The organism is Parafrankia sp. FMc2 (genome assembly GCF_041008525.1).
Taxonomy (GTDB): domain Bacteria; phylum Actinomycetota; class Actinomycetes; order Frankiales; family Frankiaceae; genus Parafrankia.
In genome coordinates this window covers 1-21869 of record NZ_JBFLUG010000123.1, presented here as the reverse complement: position 1 = coordinate 21869, position 21869 = coordinate 1, and the positions used below count along the sequence as shown (strand labels likewise).

The following is a 21869-nucleotide window of genomic DNA, read 5'->3' as shown; positions in this document are numbered from 1 at the left end:
GGACACACCCGGACCCTACGGTCTGGTCAACCACGCGGCGCCAACACCCCCGGGTCGCCGGGTCATCGAAGAGCCCCAGCCTGCCACGAAACCAAAAACCGACGATCTACGAGACCTGACCAGTTACGTTCCCGCCGTGCTCCCGATCTGGGAACGGTTCGCCTACGAACTACGCCGCAGCGGCTACGCCACCTGGACCGGACTTCTCTCCGCCGAGGAATACGGCGTCCCGCAGACCCGCCGCCGCGCTTTCCTCCTCGCCTCCCGCACCCGGGACACGGTCGGCCCCCCGCAACCCACCCACACCCGCTACCGCCCGAACACCGCACGATTCGCCCCGCCGCTCAAGCCGTGGCGCAGCATGGCCGACGCCCTCGGCCGGGGCCTGGTCGACCGGCCGGCGTTCACCGTGACCACCCGCGGAAACGCCTGGGGCGGCGCCAGCGTCCGGAACACCTTCCGAGCCGCCATGGAAAACGGCCGATGGATCGGCCCCGAGAATCGTCTCACCCCCACCGAGTTCGGCGTCCTGCAGTCCTTTCCCGCCGACTATCCGTGGCAGGGCACCCTCGCCAGCCGGTTCATGCAGGCCGGGAACGCCGTCCCGCCCGCTCTCGCCACCGCCGTCCTGTCCTGCCTCGCCCTCCCCGAATCCCTCACCCGCGCCGCCTAACCCCAGAAACGGAGAACCCGACATGACCCCCGACCTCACCAGCCAGGACACCCCGGGCCCCGCCACGGCCGTCCTCACAGCCCCTACCGCGGCCCGACGCGACCACGGCCAGGCACGGGCCGGACCAGCACCGGCCGACACAGCACCCGCCCGGCAGGGACGCACCGAACGCCTCCTCGGCGCGGCGCTGCCGGTGGTACTCGCGGTGGGCGTGTTCTGCGTCGCGTTCGTCCACGTCCACGACGTCGCAGCCTGGGCCGGGCAACCCGACTGGGCCGCCTGGCTCATCGCGGTGTCCGTCGAGCTGATGGCACTGGCGTCCATCATCGAAATCCGCCACCGCCGCCGCGCAGGCACCCCACTCCGCTGGCCCGTCAGCACCCTGGTTGCGGGCGTCGGGATGTCCGGTGCGGCGAACCTCACCGCCGCCGGACCCGACGCGCTCACCGGCGTGCCCGGTGTCTGGGTGCCCACGATGGCGCTGTGGCCCGTCGCGGCGTTCGGCCTGGTCGCCGGGCTCAAAGCCACCCGGCCCGCGCACCCGGCACCCGCGACGAGCACGACCCCCACCAGCAGCCCGGCCCCACCGGTCGATGACCGGCCGCCGGGCGACGGCCCGCCCGCCGACCGGACCACCCCCCGCGACGACACCCGCCCGTCAACGGGATCCCTGCCGGCCGATCTCCTCGCGGCCGGGCGCGCGGTCGCCGCCGACCTGACCCGCCAGGGCCGACCGGTCACCCGGACCGCGCTCGCCCGCGGTGTCCGCCAGCGCGGGCACCGCTGCTCCACCGACCGGGCCGCGGTCCTGCTCGCCGCAGTCCGCGGACCGTCCCAACCCCCCTCAGCCGGGCCCACCGTGCGCTAGCCCGTCCCGCCCGTCCCATCTCGCCCAGGACCGTCACAGGATCGTTCAGGAGTCAGCCATGGCCGCTACCCGCCCCGAGGACAGGTCTCTCATCGCCCGCATCGCCGCCCACGCGTCATGGGCGAACACCCCCGACCGCGCCGCGCGCACCGCACGCGGACGCGCGACGTTCCTGGACCGCTTCGACCGCCAGGTCGACCCGGACGGCACGCTCCCACCCGCCGAACGCGCCCGCCGCGCCGAGAACGCCCGACGCTCCTACTTCTCCGCGCTGGCCCTGCGCTCGGCGCAGGCACGACGCAGGAGCCGCGCCAAGCCGAAGCCGGACACCCCACCCCGGCCCTGACCCGACCGGGAAGCCCGGGAACCGCCGCCTGCGTCTCGTGACCGGACGCATCAGGTGCAGGCGGCCCGGGACACGTCAGCGGCCCTCCACCCACGCGGGCGGAGGGCCGCTCGGCGGCGTGACCACACCCGAGCGCGGGGAGAGGACACACCCGCGCGGCCGTCGATCGTCACGTGGCGATCGTGGGAGCGGTGTCGGTCGAGGCAACGGCCCGGGGGCGTAGGGAGGCGCGGCGGGCCCGCTCGGCGAGGAACGCAAGGTGGTAGACAAGCGCGTCGACCGCGTCCCCACGGCGGGGGTGGGTCTCACACATCCGACCCTTCCGCCAGGCCCGTGCCACGCTGCCCGCCACGTCACGGGCCTGCCACGCCTTCCCACCATGAGGACCGTAAGCAGGACGCACCGTCCCGAGAAGCACACCACCCACGTGGACGTCCTGCGTGCCGCTGACGTCGGAGTCCACACGGCGGACAACGGGAGTGTCCCCTTCCGAGGCGTTGACGACGGCGCGGACCGCCGCGGACAGCTCGGGGGACAGCGGCCTGTCCCCGCGGTCCGTCCGGAGCACCACCGGCCGCTCCCGCCGTCGACGGGAACCGGCCGGCCGTGGTGCAACCTCCTCCGGGCCGGCTACCGGCACCGCCGGCGCGGTCGCCACGTGACGATCGTCGGGAAGGGCCGGCACGGTAGCCGCGGGAGCGGGACCGGTTCGCTCGGAACGATCATCACGTGATGGTCGTGGGTTGGGTGACGTGCCGGGCGACGGTGCTGCCGGTGGCAGGGCTGCGAGACGGTCGGCATCCGGCGTAGGCGCCGCCGGTGCGGGGATCGCGCGGGCAAGCAGCACCGTCGTGCCGTCCCGCACCACGGCGAGCAACGCATCGTCGGGTTGGCCACCAGCGTCCAGCACCCCGGCCAGATCACGGATCGCGTCGAGCAGCCCGGCGACGCTCGCCGGGTCCGCCGGGGGAGTGGCGCGGGCGGCCTGGCGGGCCCGGTAGGCGCGCTGCTGACAGCCGCGAGAGGCGTACCGCGGTACCCGGCCCCCACCGGCAGGCGCGGCCGGACACGTCCGGCCGCAGCCACACCCGCACAGCCCGTCCGCCGGAACCGGACCGTTCATCACGTGACGATCGACCATGACAGGCACGATAGGCCGATCCGGCACGGTCGTCACGTGATGACCGAACGGAACCCTGTCCGTCCCAGGGATCGCCCGGTGGGCCGGGACCGTCCTGCGCTGCTCCGTCGGCCGCCCCTTCCGGGCCCCGGACACGCGAACGGCCCTCCACCGGCGAGGGTGGAGGGCCGCAAGGCGACTACACGGGCAGCAGCGGACTCAGCGTCGCCCGCCCGCGATCCGGGCCGGCAGAACCTGGTACGCCTCGACGCCGTACAGGTCGGCCCACTGGCGAGCCGCCGTCTCACTGCCGAACGGACTGACCACCTCGACGGACGCGCCCGCGTCGTCGAGCACCAGCAGACCGAAGATGAGCGGGCGCCGTTCGACGGCCGCAGCCGCGCGCCGCCGCGCCACCTGCACCCGATGGGTGCCCGTCGCCGGAAGCACCATGCGCGCGCTCACCGCTCCTCACCCTCGCCGCAGGCACCCAGGTACTCGGCGAACGGGCTGTCATCGGCCAGCCGGAGCACCCGGCCGCCGGGCCTGTTGGTCAAGCGCGGGTGCTCATCGTGGACCCTGAAGCGGAGTTCACCGCCGCCGCGAGTGCCGGCCAAGTCTTCCATGGTCTCGAACTCGCAGGCGATCGGCAGACTGCGCAACGCCGCCGCCAAGGTCGCCGGATGCACACCGGCCGGCACGTCGACAACGAGATGCCGGAACGGACCGGTTCCCGTCTCGCGAACCACCACGGCAGGGAGGGCATCAGGCTCGGTCGTGAGCGGCACCCGGGCGTCGTCGCTGGCTGGTTGACTGTGAGGCACGGCGTGATCCTTTCGGTGAAGGCGATCGCCGAGAACTCGCCCGGACATGCGACGTTCGGGCGAGTTCGTCTTTGTGACCCCGGTTGTGGTCGGCCGGGAGACAAGGGTACCGCGAGTAGGTGACGTGCGTAACCGCCGTGCATAACCAATGCGCGTTGGTTACTTAACGTGGTCTCTAGCGTGCGCACTCATGGAGTCGTGGCCGAAGCGGGAGATGATCTCCCTGACGGAACTGGCCGATGCGGTCGACGTCGACGCGCTGCGCGATCTCATCGGGCGCGGCTCCCGCCAGCGGCAGCGAGTCTCCCGGGCCTACGCGGTGCGGGTCGCGACCACGAAGGGCTTCCCGGATCCGATTTTGGATCACCCGAAGCTGAGGCTCTGGCACCGCGGTGACGTCGAGCGCTGGCTTGACCTCAACCGGCCCGGATGGCGGGGCGACGCTTGATCGATGCGTCGAGCTACTGGGCTGACTGGTCGTGAGCGATGGTCTGGGGTGTGTCAGGGAGTGCGTCGAGGTCGCGTTCCCTGGGGAGTCTCTACAGCCGGTCGCCGAGCGAGAGACGGGCGGCCGCTTCGCGGGCGCGCTCCTCGGCTGTGGACCGGGCGTACCGGTTGAGCATCTGGCGTGAGCGCCATCCGGCGTTGTGCATGAGGTCGGTCTCGTTCCCGCCGGCGGCCAGGAAGTAGTGGGCCCACGAGTGCCGCAACTGGTGGGGGTGGACGTCGACCCCGACGGCGTTAGCTCTCCGGACGATCATCTGGTAGATGCCGTCGGCGGTCATCGCGCCCCTGCCCCTGGTGGCCAGCCACCAGGCCGGGAGGTCGGCCGTTGCCTCGCGGGCGCGGCTACGGCCATAGCGGTCCAGAGCCAGGGCCGTCTTGGCGCCGAACCGGACACGTCGAGGGCGGCGGCCCTTGCCGAGAACGTTGACGACCCGGTCGTCGAGGTCGACGTCGGCGACCTTGATGGAGGCAAGCTCCGATCGGCGTAAGCCGGTGTCGAGGAACAGCCGCACCGCGGCGTTGTCCCTTCGGTCGAGGAACGACTTCCCGCTCAGGCTCTTGAGGAAGAGCTTGAGCGTCTCCTCGTCGAGCACGGGGACCGGCTTCTCCGGGACGATCGGCGGCTTGGTCCGCTCCATGGGGGAGCGGTCGATCTCCTCCTCCTCAAGGCACCAGGTGAAGAACTGCTGGAGCGACCGGTAGCGATTGTTGACGGTCGCGGGGGACAGCCCGCGGTTGTGCAGGCTCACCAACCAGTTCTCGACGTCTGCCCGTGTCACCTGCCCGATGTGGCGGACAGTGGCTGCGGCGACGAGGAACTCGTCGAACTGGGCGGCCGACTCGATGTAGGTCCGACAGGTCTGGTCGCTCTTGTTCCCGGCCCTCATGGAGCGGAGCCAGGACGCGAGGAGGGGGCCCAGCAGGCCGGCCGCCCGCCCCGCTACGCGATCTTCAGGGGTCGCCATAGCGGCGAAAGTTATCAGCTGTTCGAGCGCTGTGCAACGGCCGATTTTTCGGCTCAGACGGTAAAATCGCAGGTCGGAGGCTGTTTGTGCGCCCGGCAGGGATCGAACCTGCGACCCAGTGCTTAGAAGGCACTCGCTCTATCCGCTGAGCTACGGGCGCGTTGCTCCATTGTGGGGTCCGCGGACGGATCCCGGGTGGGATGGACAGTGTCCACCTCATGTCACCTGATGTCGCAGACAGCCCCGGGTCATCGGAGGTAGCGGCCCGCGTCGGGGTGCGGTTTCACGATCCCACATGCTGCCGCATCGACTGGCGGGTGGCTGGCTGACCGGCCGTCGGTCGAACCTCGTTGTCCGACGGCCGGTCGTTGCCGGGTGCGCTGGTCCCGGCCTGTTCCGGGGCCGGTGTGGCGTGCCTAGCCGGCAACCTTGACCAGGTCGTCATACTCGGCGTCCGTGAGCGTGACGCCTGCGGCGGCGACGTTCTCCTCCAGGTGGGCGACCGAGGAGGTGCCCGGGATCGGCAGCATCACGGGTGACCTGCGCAGCAGCCAGGCGAGCGCGAGCTGCGACGGTGAGCTGCCGTGCCGCTTCGAGGCCTCGTCGAGGACGCCGCCGGGCCGGGCGAGTTCGCCGGTCGCGATCGGGAACCAGGGGATGAATCCGATGCCCTCACGCTCCGCGTAGTCGAGGACGTCCTCGGCGGCGCGGTCGGCGAGGTTGTACCGGTTCTGGACGCTGACGATCTCGGCCAGCGACCGGGTCTGCTTGAGCTCGGCCACGCTGACCTCGGAGACGCCGATGTGGCGGATCTTCCCTTCCTGCTGCAGCGCCCGGAGCTCACCGATTGACTCCTCCACGGGCACCTTCGGGTCGATGCGGTGGAGCTGGTAAAGATCGATGCGCTCGACGCGGAGGCGCCGCAGCGACATCTCGACCTGCTGGCGCAGGTACTCGGCGCGGCCGACGGCGGTCCACTGGCCCGGCCCCTGGCGGGTGAGCCCGCCCTTGGTCGCGATCACCAGCCCGTCGGGGTAGGGGTACAGGGCTTCGGCGATCAGATCTTCGCTGACCTCCGGCCGTAGGAGTCCGCGGTGTCGATGAAGTTCACCCCGAGATCCACGGCTCGCCGCAGTACGGCGAGTGCCTCGTCCCGGTTGGCGGGTGGGCCCCAGATGCCCGGGCCGGTGATCTGCATGGCGCCGTAGCCGAGCCGGTTCACCTGGAGATCACCACCGAGCAGGAACGTCCCGCTCGCAGCCGCGTTCACGCTTGGGCTAGCCGCTTGTGTCGACATGCAGTGCCTTCCTCCGTCTGTGTGCGGGTGCCGCCGCTGAGCGTCGGCCCGCCAGGCAGCAACCCTGATCCGCCGTCCGGATGTTCCCGGGCCGTCCCCGCGGAGTGCGGGCCGCGGGCTGGGGGCGCCCGGCCGTCCGCCCGGAGACCTACCCGGCTGACGCCGACCGCCCGCCTCACAGCCCGGCTGTCGGGACGTCCATCGGCTCCGTGCACTCCGGGTGACTGGTCGAGACAGTGTCGATGCTGGCAGGTGACTGCGGGTGGAGCACAGTCCGTCGCCGTGTTGTGGACAGAACGGAGTTATCCACAGCGGGTGAAGAACCGGTTCCCATCGCGGGGGCGGTGGCGCAGAGTCGTGGCGTGGACGCACGACCGGACTCCGTCGGCCCTCCGCGCCACGTGCGGCGGCGCCTGGTGATCGGCCGGCGTCCACTGGACCGTCTCCCTGCCCCCGAGATGTTCTCCAAGGAGCTCAGATGCCCGACAACGCGATCACGCTGATCGGCAACCTCGTCGAGAACCCGGTCCTGCGGATCACCGCGAGCGGCGTCTCCGTCTGTGGTTTCCGCCTCGCGTCGACGCCTCGCCGGTTCGACCGCACCGAGCAGCGGTGGGTCGACGGAAGCACCCTGTATCTGAGGATCTCCTGCTGGCGGCAGCTGGCCGAGAACGTGGCGGCCAGCCTGTCCCGAGGCGACCGCGCACTGGTCGTCGGCCGGCTGCGGCAGAACAACTACGAGACGCAGGACGGCGACCGGCGGGTCAGCTACGAGATCGACGCGGAGGCTGTCGCGGCCGAGCTCACCTGGCGACCCGTGGAGGTCCGCAGGACGGCGCGATCGTCGACCACCCCGGCCGACGGGCTGGCAGCGGGGGATCCGTTCGCCGACCCCGGCCCGATCTCGGGCGACCCGTTCAGCGCCGACGGCGTCGGGTTCGGCGGAGCCGGGCAGGGAGACGATGACCAGGCGGTGGCGGGCGATGCTCCCCCCGCCGACGACGGCCGCGGAGACGGCGTTCCGGCCGGCCCCGAGGGTTTCGACGCGATGCCGGTCCGCGGGCTGGCCGAGCCGGCGCCCGGTGCGGCCCCGGCTGAGAGCAGCCTGCGGTCGGCCCTGACCAGCCCCGGGGCGAGCGCCGTCACCGACGACATGTCCGTCACCGACGGCGTCGGCGGAACCCGCGCCGGCGAGCTGGCCGACCAGGGTCTCCGTCTCGTCGAGCTGGGAACCGACTCCGGCGTCGAGGTGGGTGCAGGGGCCGATGTCGGGGCCGTGTTCGGGGATGGTCCCGGCCGTGCCTCGATGGCCGAGGCCGAGGCCGAGGCCGTTCCGCGGCTCAGGGCGCTGTTCGACGATGCGCTGCGGTCCGTCGAGCCGCACCAGTCCGGGGGCGTGGCCGCGCAGCGGCTGTCGACCAGGGCGGCGCGGGGCCCGTTCCACCTGGCGTCGCGGGCCAACCGGGCGGTGGGGGAGCGTCCCATCGGGCTCGCGGACGTTGTGGGTGAGCGTCGCCTGCGTGGGTTGGGAGGCGCCATCGGCTGAGGGGAGGCCGAGTTGGAGCGAGCCTGCCCGAGGTTTCCGGCCGGTGCCGGCAGTCACGTGGCCAGGCACTCCGCGAAGAGGCCGGCATGGGTGATCGCGGGCCTGGCCTGGGCAGGCTGGTTGTCGATGGTGGGGCCACACCGACCGACATGCCGTGACCGATGGGGCCACCTGCATCATCGGCCTCGGATCCGCTCGGTACCGTGCCGAGGGTGAGCAGGGCGAACGAAGCCGGTGGCGGCGCGGGTTCGGCACTGGACGACCTGTCCGGTGAGGCCGGCGGCGAGGTCCCGCGGCAGGAGGCAACCGGCCGGCCGGTGTCCCAGGCCAGCACCGGCAGCTCCAGTGCCGAGCCCAGTGCCGAGCCCAGTGCCGACGCGGGGGCGGGCCCCGAGGTCTCCGCGGCCGTGCGGGCGTTCGGCGGCGTGCGGCGACGGGCTCTGGGGGTCAGTGCCGCCGGCCGGTACGTGGCGGTGCTCGCGGTGCTCAGCGCCGCGGCGGCCGTCGTCCTGCGGCACCACCTGTTTCCCTACCTGTCGGTCAACAACGACGAGGTCATCTACCTCACCCAGGCCCGCGCGATGGCAGGCGGCCACCTGTTCCCCGCGGCGCCGGACCCGGCCGCGTCCTACGCGCCGTGGCTGGCCGCGGTGTCGGACGGCCACTTCGTGCTGAAGTACACGCCGTTCGTGCCGGCGCTGTTCGCGTTGGGACTGGTGGTGGCCGGCAGCATCTCGCCGGTGCTGGCGGTTGTCGCGGCGGCCGTGGTGATCGTCACCTATCTGCTCGGCGTCGAGCTGGCCGGTGATCGCAAGGTCGCGGCGCTGGCGGCGACACTGATGGCGTTCTCGCCTTTGGTGATCATCGAGAGTGCGCTGGTGCTGAGTTACCTGCCGGTGCTCGTCCTGCTGCAGCTGACGTTCCTCGGCCTGCTCCGGGGAATGCGCCGTGCGGGGCACGGGCAGGGTGCGCTCGCGCTGGCCGGGGCGGGGCTCACGGTCGGTGTGGCGGCGGCGGTGCGTCCGTACGACGTGGTGCTGCTGCTCGCGCCGGTGGCGGTCTGGGCCGGTGTGACGGCGCGCCGCGCCGGGCGCCTCGGGTGGGCGGTGCGGTGGACGGCGGTGGGGCTGGTACTGCCCGCCGGGATCCTGCTGGCGTACAACGCGGCGGCGACGGGCAGTCCGTTCCGGCTGCCGTTCGCGCTGCTGGAGCCGGACGACAAGCTCGGCTTCGGCCGGCGCCGGCTCTACCCGTCCGACGGGGGGCACGACTTCGGGCTCGGCGACGGGCTGGCCTCGGTCGGTGACCATCTGTGGCTGCTCGGGGGCTGGGCCTGCGGTGGGGTGCTGCTGGCGGTCGCCGCGGTCGTCGCGGCCGCGCGGCGCAGGTTCGACGGGCCGGCCTGCGCCCTGGGGCTGGGGACGCTGCTGTTCCTGGTCGGCTACCTCGGGTTCTGGGGGGCGTGGAACGCGGCGGAACTGTGGGGCGGGATCCGCTATGTCGGGCCGTTCTACATGATTCCGGTGCTGATCGGCCTCGTGCACCTGGGCGCCCGGGGGGTGGCCGACCTGGCGCGCTGGTCGCGGCGTCGGGCGGCGTGGGCGTGCACGGGTGCGGGTGGCGCGGGGGTCCTCGGGCTGACGACGTTCATCCTGGTCGGGGCGGTCGACGCGAACGCGGCGATGACCGGTCACGACCGTGATCTTGCCGGGATGCTGCACGGCCTGCCAGGCCGGTCGCTGGTGCTGGTGGCGGCCAGTCCGCCCTACCTGGGGCATCCGAGCGCGGTGACCGCGAACGGTCCCGATCTGCGCGGGGTGGACGGAACCAGCGACCTGCTGTTCGCGGTCTCCCGCGGGGTGGCGGATCTGACCGTTGTCGCCGACCACCCCGACCGGACGCCGTACCTGCTGCGGATGCCGGCCGCGTACAACCGCTCGCCGGAGTCGGTGACCCGCTCACGGGTGGACGCGCTGACGCTGGCCACCGGTCGGACAGCGGAGGTCGAGCTCACGGTCGACGCCCCGCCGGCAGGGGCGCGGTCGGCCCAGCTGCTGGTCGAGGCGGGCGGCACCCGGCTGGCCTACCGGGTCTCGGTGGACGGCCCGTCCCGTGCCCGGCTGATCGTCGACGGGGACGGCGTCGACGCCGGTGACGTCGTCGACGCGGTGACCTTCAGCGGCGGGGAGGCGCGCGGCGCGCCCACCGGCCAGGACCCCGGTGATCCGCTTGCCGCCCCGAAGGTCACCCGGGTGACGGGTGCCGGGACGTCGATCACGGTGTCGTTGGTGGTCACGCCCGCGTCCGGGGGCCGTGCCCGGACCGTCGACCGGCAGGTGCTTCCGGTGCTGGTCGAGCGCGGCGGTGACGTGGCGGTGCTGGCGCCGAGTGCCCACGTCGACGAGGTCGGCGCGGGCCGCCGCCTCCCGATCCGGATCACCCTCTCCTGAGAAGGGTGGTCTAGTCGACGCGGTGGATCGGGGGCGGGGAGTAGGCGCCGGTGAGCACCTCGTCGCCCGGCCGGTAGATCCGCAGGATGAGCCGGAAGTCCTCCCGGGCGGCCGGCAGCCAGTTCGCCGCCGGGGCTGACGACGACGATGGCGACGATGGCGGCGACGACGTCGGGACGTCGCTCTGGATCAGCACCGGGATCGATCCGTCGGGGTCCCGGACGAGGTCGTCCTGGCTGTTGATCGAGTAGCGGCGCAGGGGGTTGTCCACGAGATAGCCGTCCGGCTCGTCGTACATGGTGAGGGTCCAGAAGGCGTCCACCGGCGGTGGCAGCAGCCGCAGCCGGTAGTTGTGGGCGCCGGTGAGGCGGTGGCCGTCGACGTCCACCGCGCAGTGGGCGGTCGTCGCCTCGTAGGCGTGGACGAGGCCCAGCGGCCGGCGGGCCGCCATCGCGCGGGCGATGCGGGCCTGAGCCCGGTCGGGCATCTCCCAGGCGCGGTCGTCGAGGACACCGGGACCAGCCCGGTCCAGGTTGAAGTCGGCTTCGTGCAGCGTGCTGACCCAGCCCTGGTGGGCGCGGCGGCCGGCGTCGGCGAGCCGTTCCAGTTCGTCGCGCCCGGTCCGCAGGCCGCTGCGCAGCGACCAGGCGAGCGGCGGGTCCGGGTCGATGTACGGGGACGGGTCGGACAGCAGGCCGAGGGCCTCGAACCGGCGGGCGTAGTCCTGTTCCAGCCGGGACGGGGGGAAGGCGCGCATCCAGGTCCGGAACTCCTCCCAGAAGCGCAGGTCGTCGCAGACCTGCTTGGAACGGTCCGGGGGGCCTTCGGGCTGGCGCGCGTTCGGGTCGACCGGCCGCAGGGTCAGCTGGTCCTGCAGGGCGCGGACGGCGAGCAGATCGTCGGGCCCCCGGTAGGCGAAATGGGCGACGATGCTGAGGACCCGCGCCGGCGCCTCGATCACCACACTCACTCCAGACCCAGACCCAGACCCAGACCCAGACCCGGCCTCGGCGGGGGCGGCGTCGCTGTCGCCCACGCCGCCGGGCGGGACGAGCAGGACCTCGCCGCCCTCGTCGCCGGTGGCGCGGCTGCCCAGGTAGGCGAACGTGTTCAGCCACGGGTCGAAGAACGCGAGGCGGTGGTAGCGCCCGCCGGTGGGCGGGACGTGCAGCAGCACCGGGCCCGCGCTGAGATCGACCTGGGCGGACGAGAACAGGATGTCGGGGTTGACGTTCAGGAACGACGAGTCCGGTCCGGGTGGGTCGGTCTGGTGCGCGAAGGCGTTGAAGCCGGCTGGCCGGATCGGGCCGTTGCCCTCGCGGGCGGTCCGGATCATCTGCCGGATCGCACAGACAAGGGGGTAACCGAAGCTGAACGCCTCGGCGGCGAGCCCGACCCGCTGGTCATCCGCGCGCATGTCGCCTCCCGGGTGCGGGTGGCCTGACACTGGTGTGTGTGCTGACGGTGTTCACCCGACTTCGGGTCGTACCCGCTCGGGATTCGTCCGAACGCGGCCCGGCGGGATCGGCTGGATCGGCCCACGGCGGGTGCGGGATCACCGCCGTCCGGTACCTGGGCAGCATGCCCTAGGGTTGACACATGGCGCAGTACGTCTTCCAGATGCGCAAGGCCCGCAAGGCCCACGGCGACAAGGTGATCCTCGACGACGTCACCCTGTCGTTCCTGCCCGGCGCGAAAATCGGCGTCGTCGGTCCGAACGGCGCCGGGAAGTCGTCGCTGCTCAAGATCATGGCCGGGCTCGACCATCCGAGCAACGGTGACGCGATCCTGAGCCCCGGCTACACCGTCGGGATGCTGGCGCAGGAACCCCGGCTCGACGAGACGAAGGACGTCCGCGGCAACGTCGAGGACGGTGTCCGCGAGATCCGCGAGATCCTCGCCCGGTACGAGGCGATCAACGAGAAGATGTCCGCGCCGGACGCGGACTTCGACACGCTGCTCGCTGACCAGGCCACCCTGATCGACAAGATCGAGGCGGCGAACGCCTGGGAGCTCGACAGCCAGATCGACCAGGCGATGGACGCGCTGCGGCTGCCGCCCGGCGACGCGGACGTCGTGGCACTGTCCGGTGGTGAGCGGCGCCGGGTGGCGCTGTGCAAGCTGCTGCTGGAGGCGCCCGACCTGCTGCTGCTCGACGAGCCGACGAACCACCTGGACGCGGAGAGCGTCGCGTGGCTGGAGCAGCACCTGGCCCGGTACACCGGGGCGGTGCTCGCCGTCACGCACGACCGGTACTTCCTGGACAACGTGGCCGGCTGGATCCTCGAGCTCGACCGCGGCCGTGCGCACCCCTACGAGGGGAACTACTCCACCTACCTGGAGAACAAGGCGGCCCGGCTGAAGGTCGAGGGGCGCAAGGACGACAAGCGGCGCCGGATGCTCGCCCAGGAGCTCGAGTGGGTCCGCTCGAACCCGAAGGCGCGGCAGGCCAAGAGCAAGTCGCGGCTGTCCCGGTACGAGGAGATGGCGGCGGAGGCGGACAAGGCCAGGCCGCGGGACTTCGAGGAGATCCAGATCCCGCCGGGCCCGCGCCTGGGCAGCCTGGTCATCGAGGCGAAGAAGCTGACCAAGGGCTACGGCGAGCGGGTCCTCATCGACGATCTGTCGTTCACCCTGCCCCGCGGTGGCATCGTCGGCGTGATCGGCCCGAACGGTGTCGGCAAGACCACGCTGTTCACGATGCTCGTCGGGGAGGCGACGCCGGACGGCGGCGAGCTGCAGATCGGTGAGACCGTCGACATGGCCTACGTCGACCAGAGCCGCTCCGGGCTCGACGCGAAGAAGAACGTCTGGGAGGTCGTCTCGGACGGGCTGGACCACATCGTGGTCGGCCGGACGGACATCCCGAGCCGGGCGTACGTGTCGTCGTTCGGGTTCAAGGGGCCGGACCAGCAGAAGCCCGTCGGTGTCCTCTCCGGTGGAGAGCGCAACCGGCTCAACCTGGCGCTGACCCTCAAGCGTGGCGGCAACGTCCTGCTGCTCGACGAGCCGACGAACGACCTGGACGTCGAGACGCTGCGGTCGCTGGAGGACGCGCTGCTGGAGTTCCCCGGCTGCGCGGTGGTCATCTCCCACGACCGGTGGTTCCTCGACCGGGTGTCGACGCACATCCTCGCCTGGGAGGGCACCGAGGCCGACCCGGCGCAGTGGTTCTGGTACGAGGGCAACTTCGCCGACTACGAGGCCAACAAGATCGAGCGGCTCGGCCCGGACGCCGCCCGGCCGCACCGGGTGACCTACCGCAAGCTCACCCGCGACTGATCTGCCGCCGGCGCCCGCGCGACCCGCGCGGGCTCCGCCGGCATCACACCACCAGCGGAGCCGCCCCGGCCGATCGGCCGGGGCGGCTCCGCTGGTGGTGGATCTCTTTCGTCGGCCAGGTGGCCAGAGGTCGGCCGGGTCAGCCGGGGCGGTTCTGCAGGGAGTTGGCGGCGCCCAGCAGGTAGTCCCAGAGCTGGGAGTGCAGTTCGGGGGGGAGGTCCAGGCTGTCGACCGCGGACTTCATGATCCGGACCCAGGCGTCCCGCTCGGCCGGGCCGATCGCGAACGGCATGTGCCGCATCCGCAGGCGGGGGTGGCCCCGCTGCTCGCTGTAGGTGGTGGGCCCGCCCCAGTACTGGATGAGGAACATCCGTAGGCGTTCCTCGGCGGCGGCGAGCTCGTCCTCCGGGTACAGCGGGCGCAGCACGGGGTCGTTGGCCACACCCTCGTAGAACCGCGCCACCAGCGTCCGGAACGTCGCCTCGCCGCCGACGGCCTCGTAGAAGTCCGCGCGTGGGCGCGCGGGAGACGGTTGGTTCACACCTCCATTCTGCGCCACCGGACGGCGCTCTCCCGACCCGAGGCCGGACCTCTTTTCCCGCCCCGCCCGGCCAGGGCGGGACGTTCCCGGGCCGTCCAGGTGAGCGGGTGGCCGGCGGTGGACGTCCCGCGGCGGACACCCCACCGGGCCTGGTCAACCCGAACGGGGGATGACCCACACGGTGGTGTCCGGCGGCAGGACGAGGGTCGCACCGTCGTAGCCGACCGGGCTGCTGGCCAGGACGAGGCGCCCGGCGAGCGCCAGGTGGACCTCCTCCTCGGTGGACATCACACAGGTCAGCGCCGGCCCGCCCGGCGCCCCCGCACCAGCGGAGCCGCCCGGGGGGTCCGGTTCGGTGGTGCGGTCGAAGGCGAGGCAGCTGGTGGGCAGGCCGTCGCGCCAGCGGAAGCCGGGCCGGGGGGCGTCCGGGTCACCCGGGTCGCCGAGGAACGGCAGTGCCCGGCGCAGCGCCAGCGCGCCGCGGACGAGCACCCGCGTCGACATCGGGTCGACGGACTGGGCGGCGGCGGTCAGGTCACCCCAGTCCGCCGGCTGGGGGAGCCAGGGCTCCGTCCCGTCGTCGGTGAAGCCGTACGGCGGCTTCTGCCCGGACCACGGCATGGGCACGCGGGTGCCGTCCCGGCCGGCCGCGGTGTGGCCGGAGCGTTCCCAGATCGGGTCGCGGCGGTGCTCCGGCGGGACGTCGACCTGCGGCAGGCCCAGCTCGTCGCCCTGGTAGAGATAGGCCGTCCCGGGTAGTGCCAGCAGCGCGAGCAGGGCCGCCCGGGCGCGGCGCAGGCCGACGTCGCCGCCGCCGTAACGGCCGGTCGGCCGGACGACGTCGTGGTTGGCGAGCACCCAGGTCGGCAGGGCGCCGACGGCGGCGGTCGCGGCCCGGGCGGCGTCGATCGCGCTGCGCCACGCCGGTGCCGAGAACGGCGCGAACAGCAGCGAGAACGTGAACGTCAGATGCAGCTCGTCCGGGCGGACGTAGCGGGCGAGGCGCTCCGGGTCGGCGACCCAGGTCTCGCCGACGAGCACCCGCGCCCGCCCGTCCCGGCTGTCGTACTCGTCCAGGAGCGCCCGCCACTCGCGGTAGATCTCGTGCACGCCGTCCTGGTCCCACGAGTACGGCTCGAGCACCTCCCGGAACCCGGCGTCGACCTGGTCGGGCGCGGGGTGGTCCGCGCCCGCGGTGTCCGGGTCGGGGTGGTCCCGCAGCGCCTCGTCCTTGATCAGGCCGTGCGAGACGTCGATGCGGAAGCCGTCGACGCCGCGGTCGAGCCAGAACCGCAGGATCTCCCGGTGCTCCGCACGGACCCGCGGGTGCCGCCAGTTCCAGTCGGGCTGCTCCCGGGCGAACAGGTGCAGGTACCACTGGCCGTCCGGGACGCGGGTCCAGGCCGGTCCGCCGAACACCGACACCCAGTTGTTCGGCGGCCGGGCACCGCCGGGCCCGCGCCCGTCCCGGAACAGGTAGAGCTCGCGTTCGGGGGAGCCGGGCCCGGCGGCCAGCGCCGCCTGGAAGGCCGGATGCTCGCTGCTGGAGTGGTTCGGGACAAGGTCGACCACGACCTTCAGCCCGGCGGTGTGGGCGTCCGCCAGCAGCGCGTCGAGGTCGGCGAGGGTGCCGAACATCGGGTCGACGTCGGTGTGGTCGGCGACGTCGTAGCCATGGTCGGCCATGGGGGAGCGGTAGAACGGGCTGATCCAGACGCCGTCGACGCCGAGGTCGGCGAGGTCGGGCAGTCGGCGGCGGATGCCTTCGAGATCGCCGACGCCGTCACCATCGGTGTCGGCGAAGCTGCGGATGTAGACCTCGTACATCACGGCGTCGCGCCACCAGGGCGCGGCACCGCCGCCGGGCTGGCGGTGGGCTGCGCCCGTGGGGATGCCGGCCGGGGCAGGCGGGTCCACGGGGTCGGTGGCAACGGGATCCATGGCGGTATCAAACCCGTTCCACCTGCGCGAAGTAAACGGATGACACCGTTACTGACGGTGTCCGCCGTGCGGCTCGACGGGCGCGATATCCGACTAGCGAACTACACTCCGCTGGTGGATGACGTCACTGTCCGTTATGGAATGCTTCCTGGGGGTGGATGTGACCCGGTGGCCAAACGTCCCCACGGTCCTCACGGCAGGCGGTGGGCAGCAGTGACCGGCCTCAGCCCGGCGGCCGGCGCCCCTTCGGCAGCGGGCCTTCGTCCGCCTCCCGGCAACGAGCCGCCTCCCGGTAGCGAGCCGTGGGCTGGTACTCGCACCGAGCCGCGGGCTGGCAGCGAGCCGCGGGCCGGCGCCGCCCCCGCGACGGGCGCCGCCTACGGACGCGAGGGCTGGGCCGCGACGACGGCCTCGGTCGGGCGGGCCATCGTCCGGGAGCTGACCGCCGCTCGGCGGCGCCGCTCACACGTCTCCGCGGGGACGACACTCGACCAGTTCTCCTTCCTCGCGGATGCCAGCCTCGTCCTGAGCAGCTCGCTCGACCCGCAGCGGATCATGGAGATGATCGCGGCGCTGGCGGTGCCCCGGCTGGGCACGGGAGCCGTCGTCTGGCTGCGCGGCGACGGCGACGCGATCCGGATGGCCGGCTCGTCCTTCCTCGACGCGAAGTCCGCGGACTTCCTCCGGGCCGCTGTCCAGCTCCGGCCGCCGACACTCGACCAGAACACGCCGCCGGGCATCGTCGTGCGCACCGGCCAGTCGCACTACATCCCGTGTTACACGGAGCGTGTCGCCCGGGAACTGTTCGCCGGCTCGGCCTACGAGACGTTCTGGGAGCTGCCCTCCGGCCCGACGATCACCGTGCCGATGTGCGCCCGCGGGCATGTGCTGGGAGCCCTCTCCGTCGGCCGCAACGGCCCGCACGAGTTCACGGCGCTGGACGTCCACCTGGTCGAGGAGCTGGCCCGGCGCGGCGGGGCCGCCCTCGACAACGCGCAGCTGTTCCAGGAGGTCGAGGAGTCCGCGCTGACGCTGCAGCGGTCGATGCTGCCCGCGCACCCGCCGGCCCTGGACGGCATGGAGATCGCGATGGAGTACCGGCCGGGCACGGCCGGCACCGAGGTCGGTGGGGACTTCTACGACGTCATCGGGCTGCCCGGCGGTCGGGTCGGCGTCGCCATCGGCGACGTGATGGGCCGGGGCCTGCACGCCGCCGCGGTGATGGGCCAGCTCCGGGCCGCCCTGCGGGCCTACGCGCTGGAGGACTGGGGACCCGCGGAGCTGCTCGCCCGGCTGGACCGGGTCGTCGACTCGCTGCCGGGGCTGCAGATGGCCACCTCGATGTACGCGGTGTACGACCCGTACTCGGGCCGCGCGACGATCGCCAGTGCCGGCCACCCGCCGCCGCTGCTGGTGCTGCCGGACGAGCAGCCGGACTATCTGGTTCTCGAACCTGGCCTCCCGCTCGGCACGGGGGAGAAGGACCAGTTCTCGGAGACGACGGTCGCGCTGCCACCCGGCTCGGCACTGGTGATGTTCACCGACGGGCTGGTCGAGTCGCGCCGCCGCCCGGTGGCCGACGGGCTGGAGCACCTCCGGTCGGGCCTGGCCGAACAGATCACCCGTCCGCGGGCCGCGCGCGACCTCGACGCGGCGTGTGACGCGCCCGCAGCGCCCGACGTGCCCGCAACGGTCGCCGCTCCCACCGCCCCGTCGGCTGCCGCGCCGTCAGCCGGCCCCTCCCCGGCGCAGCCGCCGACCGGGCCGCCGGTGGCAACGCCGGAGCGGCGGATCCGGGAGCGCCGGTCCGGCCGGGACCGTCGCGGTGGCTACCGCAGGCCACGAACGAGCGGCGACCGCCGCCGGACCGGCAGTTTCGCCGCCCGCAGCTGGTCCGGCCCGGACGCGGTGACCTGCGACGGCCCCGGCCCCATCCAGGAGACCGCGCGCACGCTGCTCGAGCGCTGCCTGCTCGCGGCCGACCTCCCGCCCCGCACGGACGACGACATCGCGCTGCTGGTCCTGGTGACCCGGCCGGTCCGGCCGCCGCTGCTGGAGCTCGCACTGCCGGCGGTGGGGTCGTCCGCCAGCCACGCCCGCGTGGCGGTGCGGGGCGCGCTGCACGACGCCGGGATCGGTTCCCTCGACGACGCCATCCTGCTGGTCAGCGAGGTGGTCACCAACGCTGTCCTGCACGCGCGCAGCGATCTGGTGCTGCGGGCGACCCTCGAGCCCGGGCGGGTGCGGATCAGCGTCGAGGACAGGGAGGGCTCGGTGCTGCCCCGGCCCGGTGACGAGTCCATCGACCAGATGGACGCCGAGCACGGCTGGGGCCTGCTGCTCGTGGAGGCACTCGCGCAGGCCTGGGGCGTGGAGACGACCCCGGACGGCAAGCGGGTCTGGTTCGAGATGGAGCTGCCGGGCGGCGATCACCCCTGAGGCAGGGCACGGGACGTCTGGTGGGGGTGCGACGTCCCGTGAGGGTGCGGCGTCTCGTGCGGCCGTTCCGGGGGCTCGGTGGGTGACGCCCCGGTCTCGGCATGACGGACGATCGTGCGGAGCATGCCGCCGAAGACCACCGAGTGGAACGGGCTGACGGCCTTCCAGTAGAGGTGCCCGGGCAGCCCGTGGGGCAGGAACAGCGCCCGCTGCCGGTAGACCACCCGTTGCCGGCCACCGGCACCGCTGTCGGGGCTGCCGCTCTCGGGGCCGCCGCCCCCCGGTTCGGTGCCCCCGCGTCCGGTGCCCGTGCGGTCCGGGGCGCTGTCTTCCGGGTCGACGCGCAGCTCCAGCCAGGCCTGGCCGGGCAGTTTCATCTCGGCCCGCAGGCGCAGCAGCCGGCCGGGCACCAGCTCCTCGACCCGCCACAGATCAATCGCCTCGCCGGTGCGCAGCCGGTGCGGGTCCCGACGGCCGCGGTGGTGCCCGACCCCGCCGGCGAGGATGTCGAGCCAGCCGCGTGCGGACCAGGCCAGCGGCCAGCTGTACCAGCCGTTCTCGCCGCCGATGCCCTCGATGACGGCCCACAGGCGGCCGGCCGGGGCGTCCACCGCCCGCGACCGTTCATCGGTGTACAGCGACGAGCCGGCCCAGGCCGGGTCGGTCACGGCCGGTTCGCCGGGTGGTGCCGGGCGCGACGTGCCCGGGTCGCCGCAGAGGCGGGCGAGGACCTCCGGGAACGGCGTGGTGATCGGGCTGCCTGGCCAGACCGCCGTCGACCAGCGGGTCTCCACCGCCCGGTCGCGCACCCGGGCGAGCGCGTAGGCCACCGAGGTGTCGAACGGGACGAGCCCGTCGGGCGGGTCGGGCACCCAGGCGGCGATGTCGTGCTCGGCGGCGACGACCTCCGTGCGCAGCGAACGGACGAGCGGGCGCGCGATGGCCCGCGGAACCGGCGTGACCAGCCCGACCCAGTGCGACGACAGGTTGGGGGAGAGCACGGGAACGGGGATGATGACCCGCCGGCGCAGGCCCTCGACGGCGGCGAAGCGCTGCATCATCTCGGCGTAGGTGAGGATGTCCGGCCCGCCGATGTCGAACGAGCGGTGCGTCCCGGCAGGCAGGTCCAGGCAGCCGACCAGGTAGTACAGGACGTCCCGGACGGCGATCGGCTGGATGCGGGTGCGCACCCACCGCGGGGTGACCATGACCGGCAGCCGCTCGGTGAGGTGACGCAGCATCTCGAACGACGCGCTGCCGCTGCCGATGATGACCGCCGCGCGCAGGACGACCGTCGGCACGCCGGAGTCGAGCAGGACCCGCGCCACCTCCTGGCGGGACGCCAGGTGCTCCGACACCCCCGCGCCGGACGCCGGGCTCAGACCGCCCAGGTACACCAGCCGGCCGACTCCGGCATCCCGGGCGGCGTCGGCGAAGGCGCGGGCGGCGGTGCGGTCGACGGAGGAGAAGTCGCCGCCGCTGTCGATCGAGTGGATCAGGTAGTAGGCGGTGTCGACGCCGTCCAGCGCACGACGCAGCGCGGCCGGGTCGAGGGCGTCGGCGCGGACCACCTCGACGTCGGGATGGTGCGCCCAGCTGACCTGGGCGAGCCGGGCCGGGTCGCGGGTCATGCACCGGACCTGGTGGCTGGTGCCCAGCAGACGGGGGGCCAGCCGGCCGCCGATGTAGCCCGTGGCGCCGGTGACGAGTATGCGCATCCGCGGTTCCTGCCCCGCCGCGTGGCCGGCTACCGCCCGGGAGGCGGCCACACGGCGGGCTCAGGCCTGGTCAGGACTGCTCAAGGCCCTGGTCGGACGCAGCTCAGGCGCTGGCGGCCTCCGAGATGTCCGGCACGGTGCTCAGGTAGCGGGACCACCGCGGGTCCATCCTGCGGGACCCCAGAATGCGCCAGGCGGCTCCGCTCGGCGCTCGGGGTGCCGTGCGAAGCCGCCAACCGAGATCGGCAACCGCTCGGTCGGCTTTGACATGGTTGCAGCGGCCACAGGCCGCCACGACGTTCTCCCATACGTGCGGTCCGCCCCGTGAGCGAGGGATGACATGGTCCAGCGACGTTGCTGGGGCGTTGCAGTAGACACACCGGTGATGGTCGCGTGCCAGCACACCCTTGCGGGTGAGTGGAACCTGTGAACGGTAGGGCACGCGCACGAACCGTGCTAACCGGACGACGATCGGAACCTCGACCGAGCTCGTCGTCGAACGCAGTACCTGACCGGCGGCCTCGACCATCACGGCCTTGTCGGTCAGAACCAGCACCAGTGCTCTTCTTTGTGACACCACGCACAGAGGCTCGTACGTGGCATTGAGAACCAGCGCCTCTGCCACGCGCCGACCTCCTGCCCACCCGAGGGCCCTTGCGGACCGTCCTACCCAGCGTCTCCGGTGACAATGGACAGTCAACCTTCTTCTGCGGCGGAACGCGAGCCTGTTTGCATGGTCATCCGCCCGAGCAAAGCGCCGATGTGCATATCCGGGTGGGTTTGTGACCAACAACAAGCCCATCAGGTGATGTGTCGTGACCACTTGGGTACGCCGAGTGGCGAGAAGTCGGGCTGTGTCCGTGCGTGGTCGGCGCCGGGGTCCTCGGTCGTCCGCGTGGGCGATGGGTGACACTGTCAAGGTCGACTCGGCGGGTGCGTGCCGGCGGCCGAGCTTGTTCCGTGGCGGCGCCTGTCCGGCGGCTGTCTCGCGGCGGGGAGCGCCCCGTGGCGGTTCGGGCCGGCCGGGGTGCCGTCCGCCGGGGGGTGGGGCGCCGGCTCGGCAGGTGCCGCCGGCGCGGGGGCGCCCACGGCGTCCGCGGTGCCCCTGGTGCCCGCGGCGGCGGCGACATCGCGGGGTCCGCGGCGCCGATCCGGCGTCGATCTGACGAAGAGACCTGTTACGGAGGATGGCCGACGTTGTGTCCATCTAGTGTTTCCGGCCCGACGTGTGCCCCGTCGGGCTGTTCCCGGTGGGAGTGTCACGTACCGTCACGGAGGTGGGGCTGCCCGTGGTAGCCCAACCGGTGATCCCGATGCTCGGTGCCATCCTGACCCCGAGCCCGGCCCCCACC

At 72.8% G+C, this 21869-nt stretch carries 17 protein-coding genes, 1 tRNA gene and 1 pseudogene; 8 read left to right on the top strand and 11 right to left on the bottom strand.

Features of this window, described 5'->3' with window-relative positions:
* The 3 genes from AB1460_RS28435 to AB1460_RS28425 all read left to right on the top strand — a co-directional run.
* A partial coding sequence (locus tag AB1460_RS28435; RefSeq protein ID WP_368965170.1) for a DNA cytosine methyltransferase occupies window positions 1-673 on the top strand: 673 nt, incomplete at its 5' end.
* A gap of 22 nt (window positions 674-695) precedes the next feature.
* Window positions 696-1541 carry a DUF2637 domain-containing protein gene (locus AB1460_RS28430; RefSeq protein WP_368965169.1) on the top strand — a complete coding sequence of 282 codons (846 nt, stop codon included), beginning with the start codon at window positions 696-698 and terminating at the stop codon, window positions 1539-1541.
* A gap of 58 nt (window positions 1542-1599) precedes the next feature.
* On the top strand, window positions 1600-1887 hold the full coding sequence (locus AB1460_RS28425; RefSeq protein ID WP_368965168.1) for a hypothetical protein: 288 nt from the start codon (window positions 1600-1602) through the stop codon (window positions 1885-1887).
* A 169-nt stretch (window positions 1888-2056) separates the two neighbouring features.
* On the opposite strand, the gene AB1460_RS28420 is transcribed toward AB1460_RS28425, so the two are convergent.
* From AB1460_RS28420 to AB1460_RS28410, 3 genes are all read right to left on the bottom strand, one after another.
* A complete protein-coding gene (locus AB1460_RS28420; RefSeq protein WP_368965167.1) occupies window positions 2057-3028 on the bottom strand; it encodes a hypothetical protein in 972 nt (323 codons plus the stop codon).
* Between the two features lie 198 nt (window positions 3029-3226).
* Complete coding sequence (locus tag AB1460_RS28415; protein ID WP_368965166.1) at window positions 3227-3472, bottom strand: hypothetical protein; 246 nt, start codon at window positions 3470-3472, stop codon at window positions 3227-3229.
* Complete coding sequence (locus AB1460_RS28410; RefSeq protein ID WP_368965165.1) at window positions 3469-3795, bottom strand: hypothetical protein; 327 nt, start codon at window positions 3793-3795, stop codon at window positions 3469-3471. The genes AB1460_RS28415 and AB1460_RS28410 overlap by 4 nt, the downstream gene beginning before the upstream one ends.
* Before the next feature lie 250 nt (window positions 3796-4045).
* Between AB1460_RS28410 and AB1460_RS28405 the strand changes: the two genes are divergently transcribed.
* Window positions 4046-4279 carry a hypothetical protein gene (locus tag AB1460_RS28405; RefSeq protein WP_368965164.1) on the top strand — a complete coding sequence of 78 codons (234 nt, stop codon included), beginning with the start codon at window positions 4046-4048 and terminating at the stop codon, window positions 4277-4279.
* Between the two features lie 91 nt (window positions 4280-4370).
* Here the strand turns inward: AB1460_RS28405 and AB1460_RS28400 are convergent, their stop codons facing one another.
* The 3 genes and pseudogenes from AB1460_RS28400 to AB1460_RS28390 all read right to left on the bottom strand — a co-directional run bounded on the left by AB1460_RS28400 (window position 4371) and on the right by AB1460_RS28390 (window position 6600).
* On the bottom strand, window positions 4371-5303 hold the full coding sequence (locus tag AB1460_RS28400; protein WP_368965163.1) for a tyrosine-type recombinase/integrase: 933 nt from the start codon (window positions 5301-5303) through the stop codon (window positions 4371-4373).
* 87 nt (window positions 5304-5390) lie between these two features.
* Window positions 5391-5463, bottom strand: a tRNA-Arg gene (locus AB1460_RS28395).
* 256 nt (window positions 5464-5719) lie between these two features.
* Window positions 5720-6600, bottom strand: a pseudogene (locus tag AB1460_RS28390) (aldo/keto reductase).
* A gap of 478 nt (window positions 6601-7078) precedes the next feature.
* Here AB1460_RS28390 and ssb point away from each other — a divergent pair.
* Window positions 7079-8146: a single-stranded DNA-binding protein gene (ssb, locus tag AB1460_RS28385; RefSeq protein ID WP_368965162.1), complete on the top strand. Its 1068-nt coding sequence runs from the start codon at window positions 7079-7081 to the stop codon at window positions 8144-8146.
* 212 nt (window positions 8147-8358) lie between these two features.
* Complete coding sequence (locus AB1460_RS28380) at window positions 8359-10596, top strand: hypothetical protein (protein ID WP_368965161.1); 2238 nt, start codon at window positions 8359-8361, stop codon at window positions 10594-10596.
* Between the two features lie 10 nt (window positions 10597-10606).
* On the opposite strand, the gene AB1460_RS28375 is transcribed toward AB1460_RS28380, so the two are convergent.
* A complete protein-coding gene (locus AB1460_RS28375; protein ID WP_368965160.1) occupies window positions 10607-12013 on the bottom strand; it encodes a DUF1254 domain-containing protein in 1407 nt (468 codons plus the stop codon).
* Window positions 12014-12195: 182 nt separating this feature from the next.
* Between AB1460_RS28375 and ettA the strand changes: the two genes are divergently transcribed.
* Window positions 12196-13878 carry an energy-dependent translational throttle protein EttA gene (gene ettA / locus AB1460_RS28370; RefSeq protein ID WP_368965159.1) on the top strand — a complete coding sequence of 561 codons (1683 nt, stop codon included), beginning with the start codon at window positions 12196-12198 and terminating at the stop codon, window positions 13876-13878.
* Between the two features lie 139 nt (window positions 13879-14017).
* Here ettA and AB1460_RS28365 read toward each other — a convergent pair whose 3' ends face one another.
* A complete protein-coding gene (locus AB1460_RS28365; RefSeq protein ID WP_368965158.1) occupies window positions 14018-14437 on the bottom strand; it encodes a globin in 420 nt (139 codons plus the stop codon).
* A gap of 135 nt (window positions 14438-14572) precedes the next feature.
* Window positions 14573-16360, bottom strand: a complete 1788-nt coding sequence (locus AB1460_RS28360) for a glycoside hydrolase family 13 protein (RefSeq protein ID WP_420497397.1) — start codon at window positions 16358-16360, stop codon at window positions 14573-14575.
* A 213-nt stretch (window positions 16361-16573) separates the two neighbouring features.
* On the opposite strand from AB1460_RS28360, the gene AB1460_RS28355 reads away from it, so the two are divergent.
* Window positions 16574-18799: an ATP-binding SpoIIE family protein phosphatase gene (locus AB1460_RS28355; protein ID WP_368965157.1), complete on the top strand. Its 2226-nt coding sequence runs from the start codon at window positions 16574-16576 to the stop codon at window positions 18797-18799.
* Here the strand turns inward: AB1460_RS28355 and AB1460_RS28350 are convergent.
* Together AB1460_RS28350 and AB1460_RS28345 are read right to left on the bottom strand one after the other, a co-directional pair.
* Window positions 18790-20517, bottom strand: coding sequence for an SDR family oxidoreductase (locus AB1460_RS28350; RefSeq protein ID WP_368965156.1), 1728 nt, complete (start codon window positions 20515-20517; stop codon window positions 18790-18792). The two genes, AB1460_RS28355 and AB1460_RS28350, sit on opposite strands and share 10 nt — an antisense overlap.
* A 103-nt stretch (window positions 20518-20620) precedes the next feature.
* Complete coding sequence (locus AB1460_RS28345) at window positions 20621-21142, bottom strand: HNH endonuclease (protein ID WP_026310564.1); 522 nt, start codon at window positions 21140-21142, stop codon at window positions 20621-20623.
* Window positions 21143-21869: the final 727 nt, after the last annotated feature.

Bases quoted from the DNA above. Each gene is read 5' to 3' on its own strand.
- AB1460_RS28400 (WP_368965163.1), bottom strand. From the start codon at position 5,303: ATGGCGACCCCTGAAGATCGCGTAGCGGGGCGGGCGGCCGGCCTGCTG.
- AB1460_RS28425 (WP_368965168.1), top strand. From the start codon at position 1,600: ATGGCCGCTACCCGCCCCGAGGACAGGTCTCTCATCGCCCGCATCGCC.
- AB1460_RS28420 (WP_368965167.1), bottom strand. From the start codon at position 3,028: ATGGTCGATCGTCACGTGATGAACGGTCCGGTTCCGGCGGACGGGCTG.
- AB1460_RS28360 (WP_420497397.1), bottom strand. From the start codon at position 16,360: ATGGATCCCGTTGCCACCGACCCCGTGGACCCGCCTGCCCCGGCCGGC.
- ssb (WP_368965162.1), top strand. From the start codon at position 7,079: ATGCCCGACAACGCGATCACGCTGATCGGCAACCTCGTCGAGAACCCG.
- AB1460_RS28405 (WP_368965164.1), top strand. From the start codon at position 4,046: ATGATCTCCCTGACGGAACTGGCCGATGCGGTCGACGTCGACGCGCTG.
- AB1460_RS28430 (WP_368965169.1), top strand. From the start codon at position 696: ATGACCCCCGACCTCACCAGCCAGGACACCCCGGGCCCCGCCACGGCC.
- AB1460_RS28350 (WP_368965156.1), bottom strand. From the start codon at position 20,517: ATGCGCATACTCGTCACCGGCGCCACGGGCTACATCGGCGGCCGGCTG.
- AB1460_RS28375 (WP_368965160.1), bottom strand. From the start codon at position 12,013: ATGCGCGCGGATGACCAGCGGGTCGGGCTCGCCGCCGAGGCGTTCAGC.
- ettA (WP_368965159.1), top strand. From the start codon at position 12,196: ATGGCGCAGTACGTCTTCCAGATGCGCAAGGCCCGCAAGGCCCACGGC.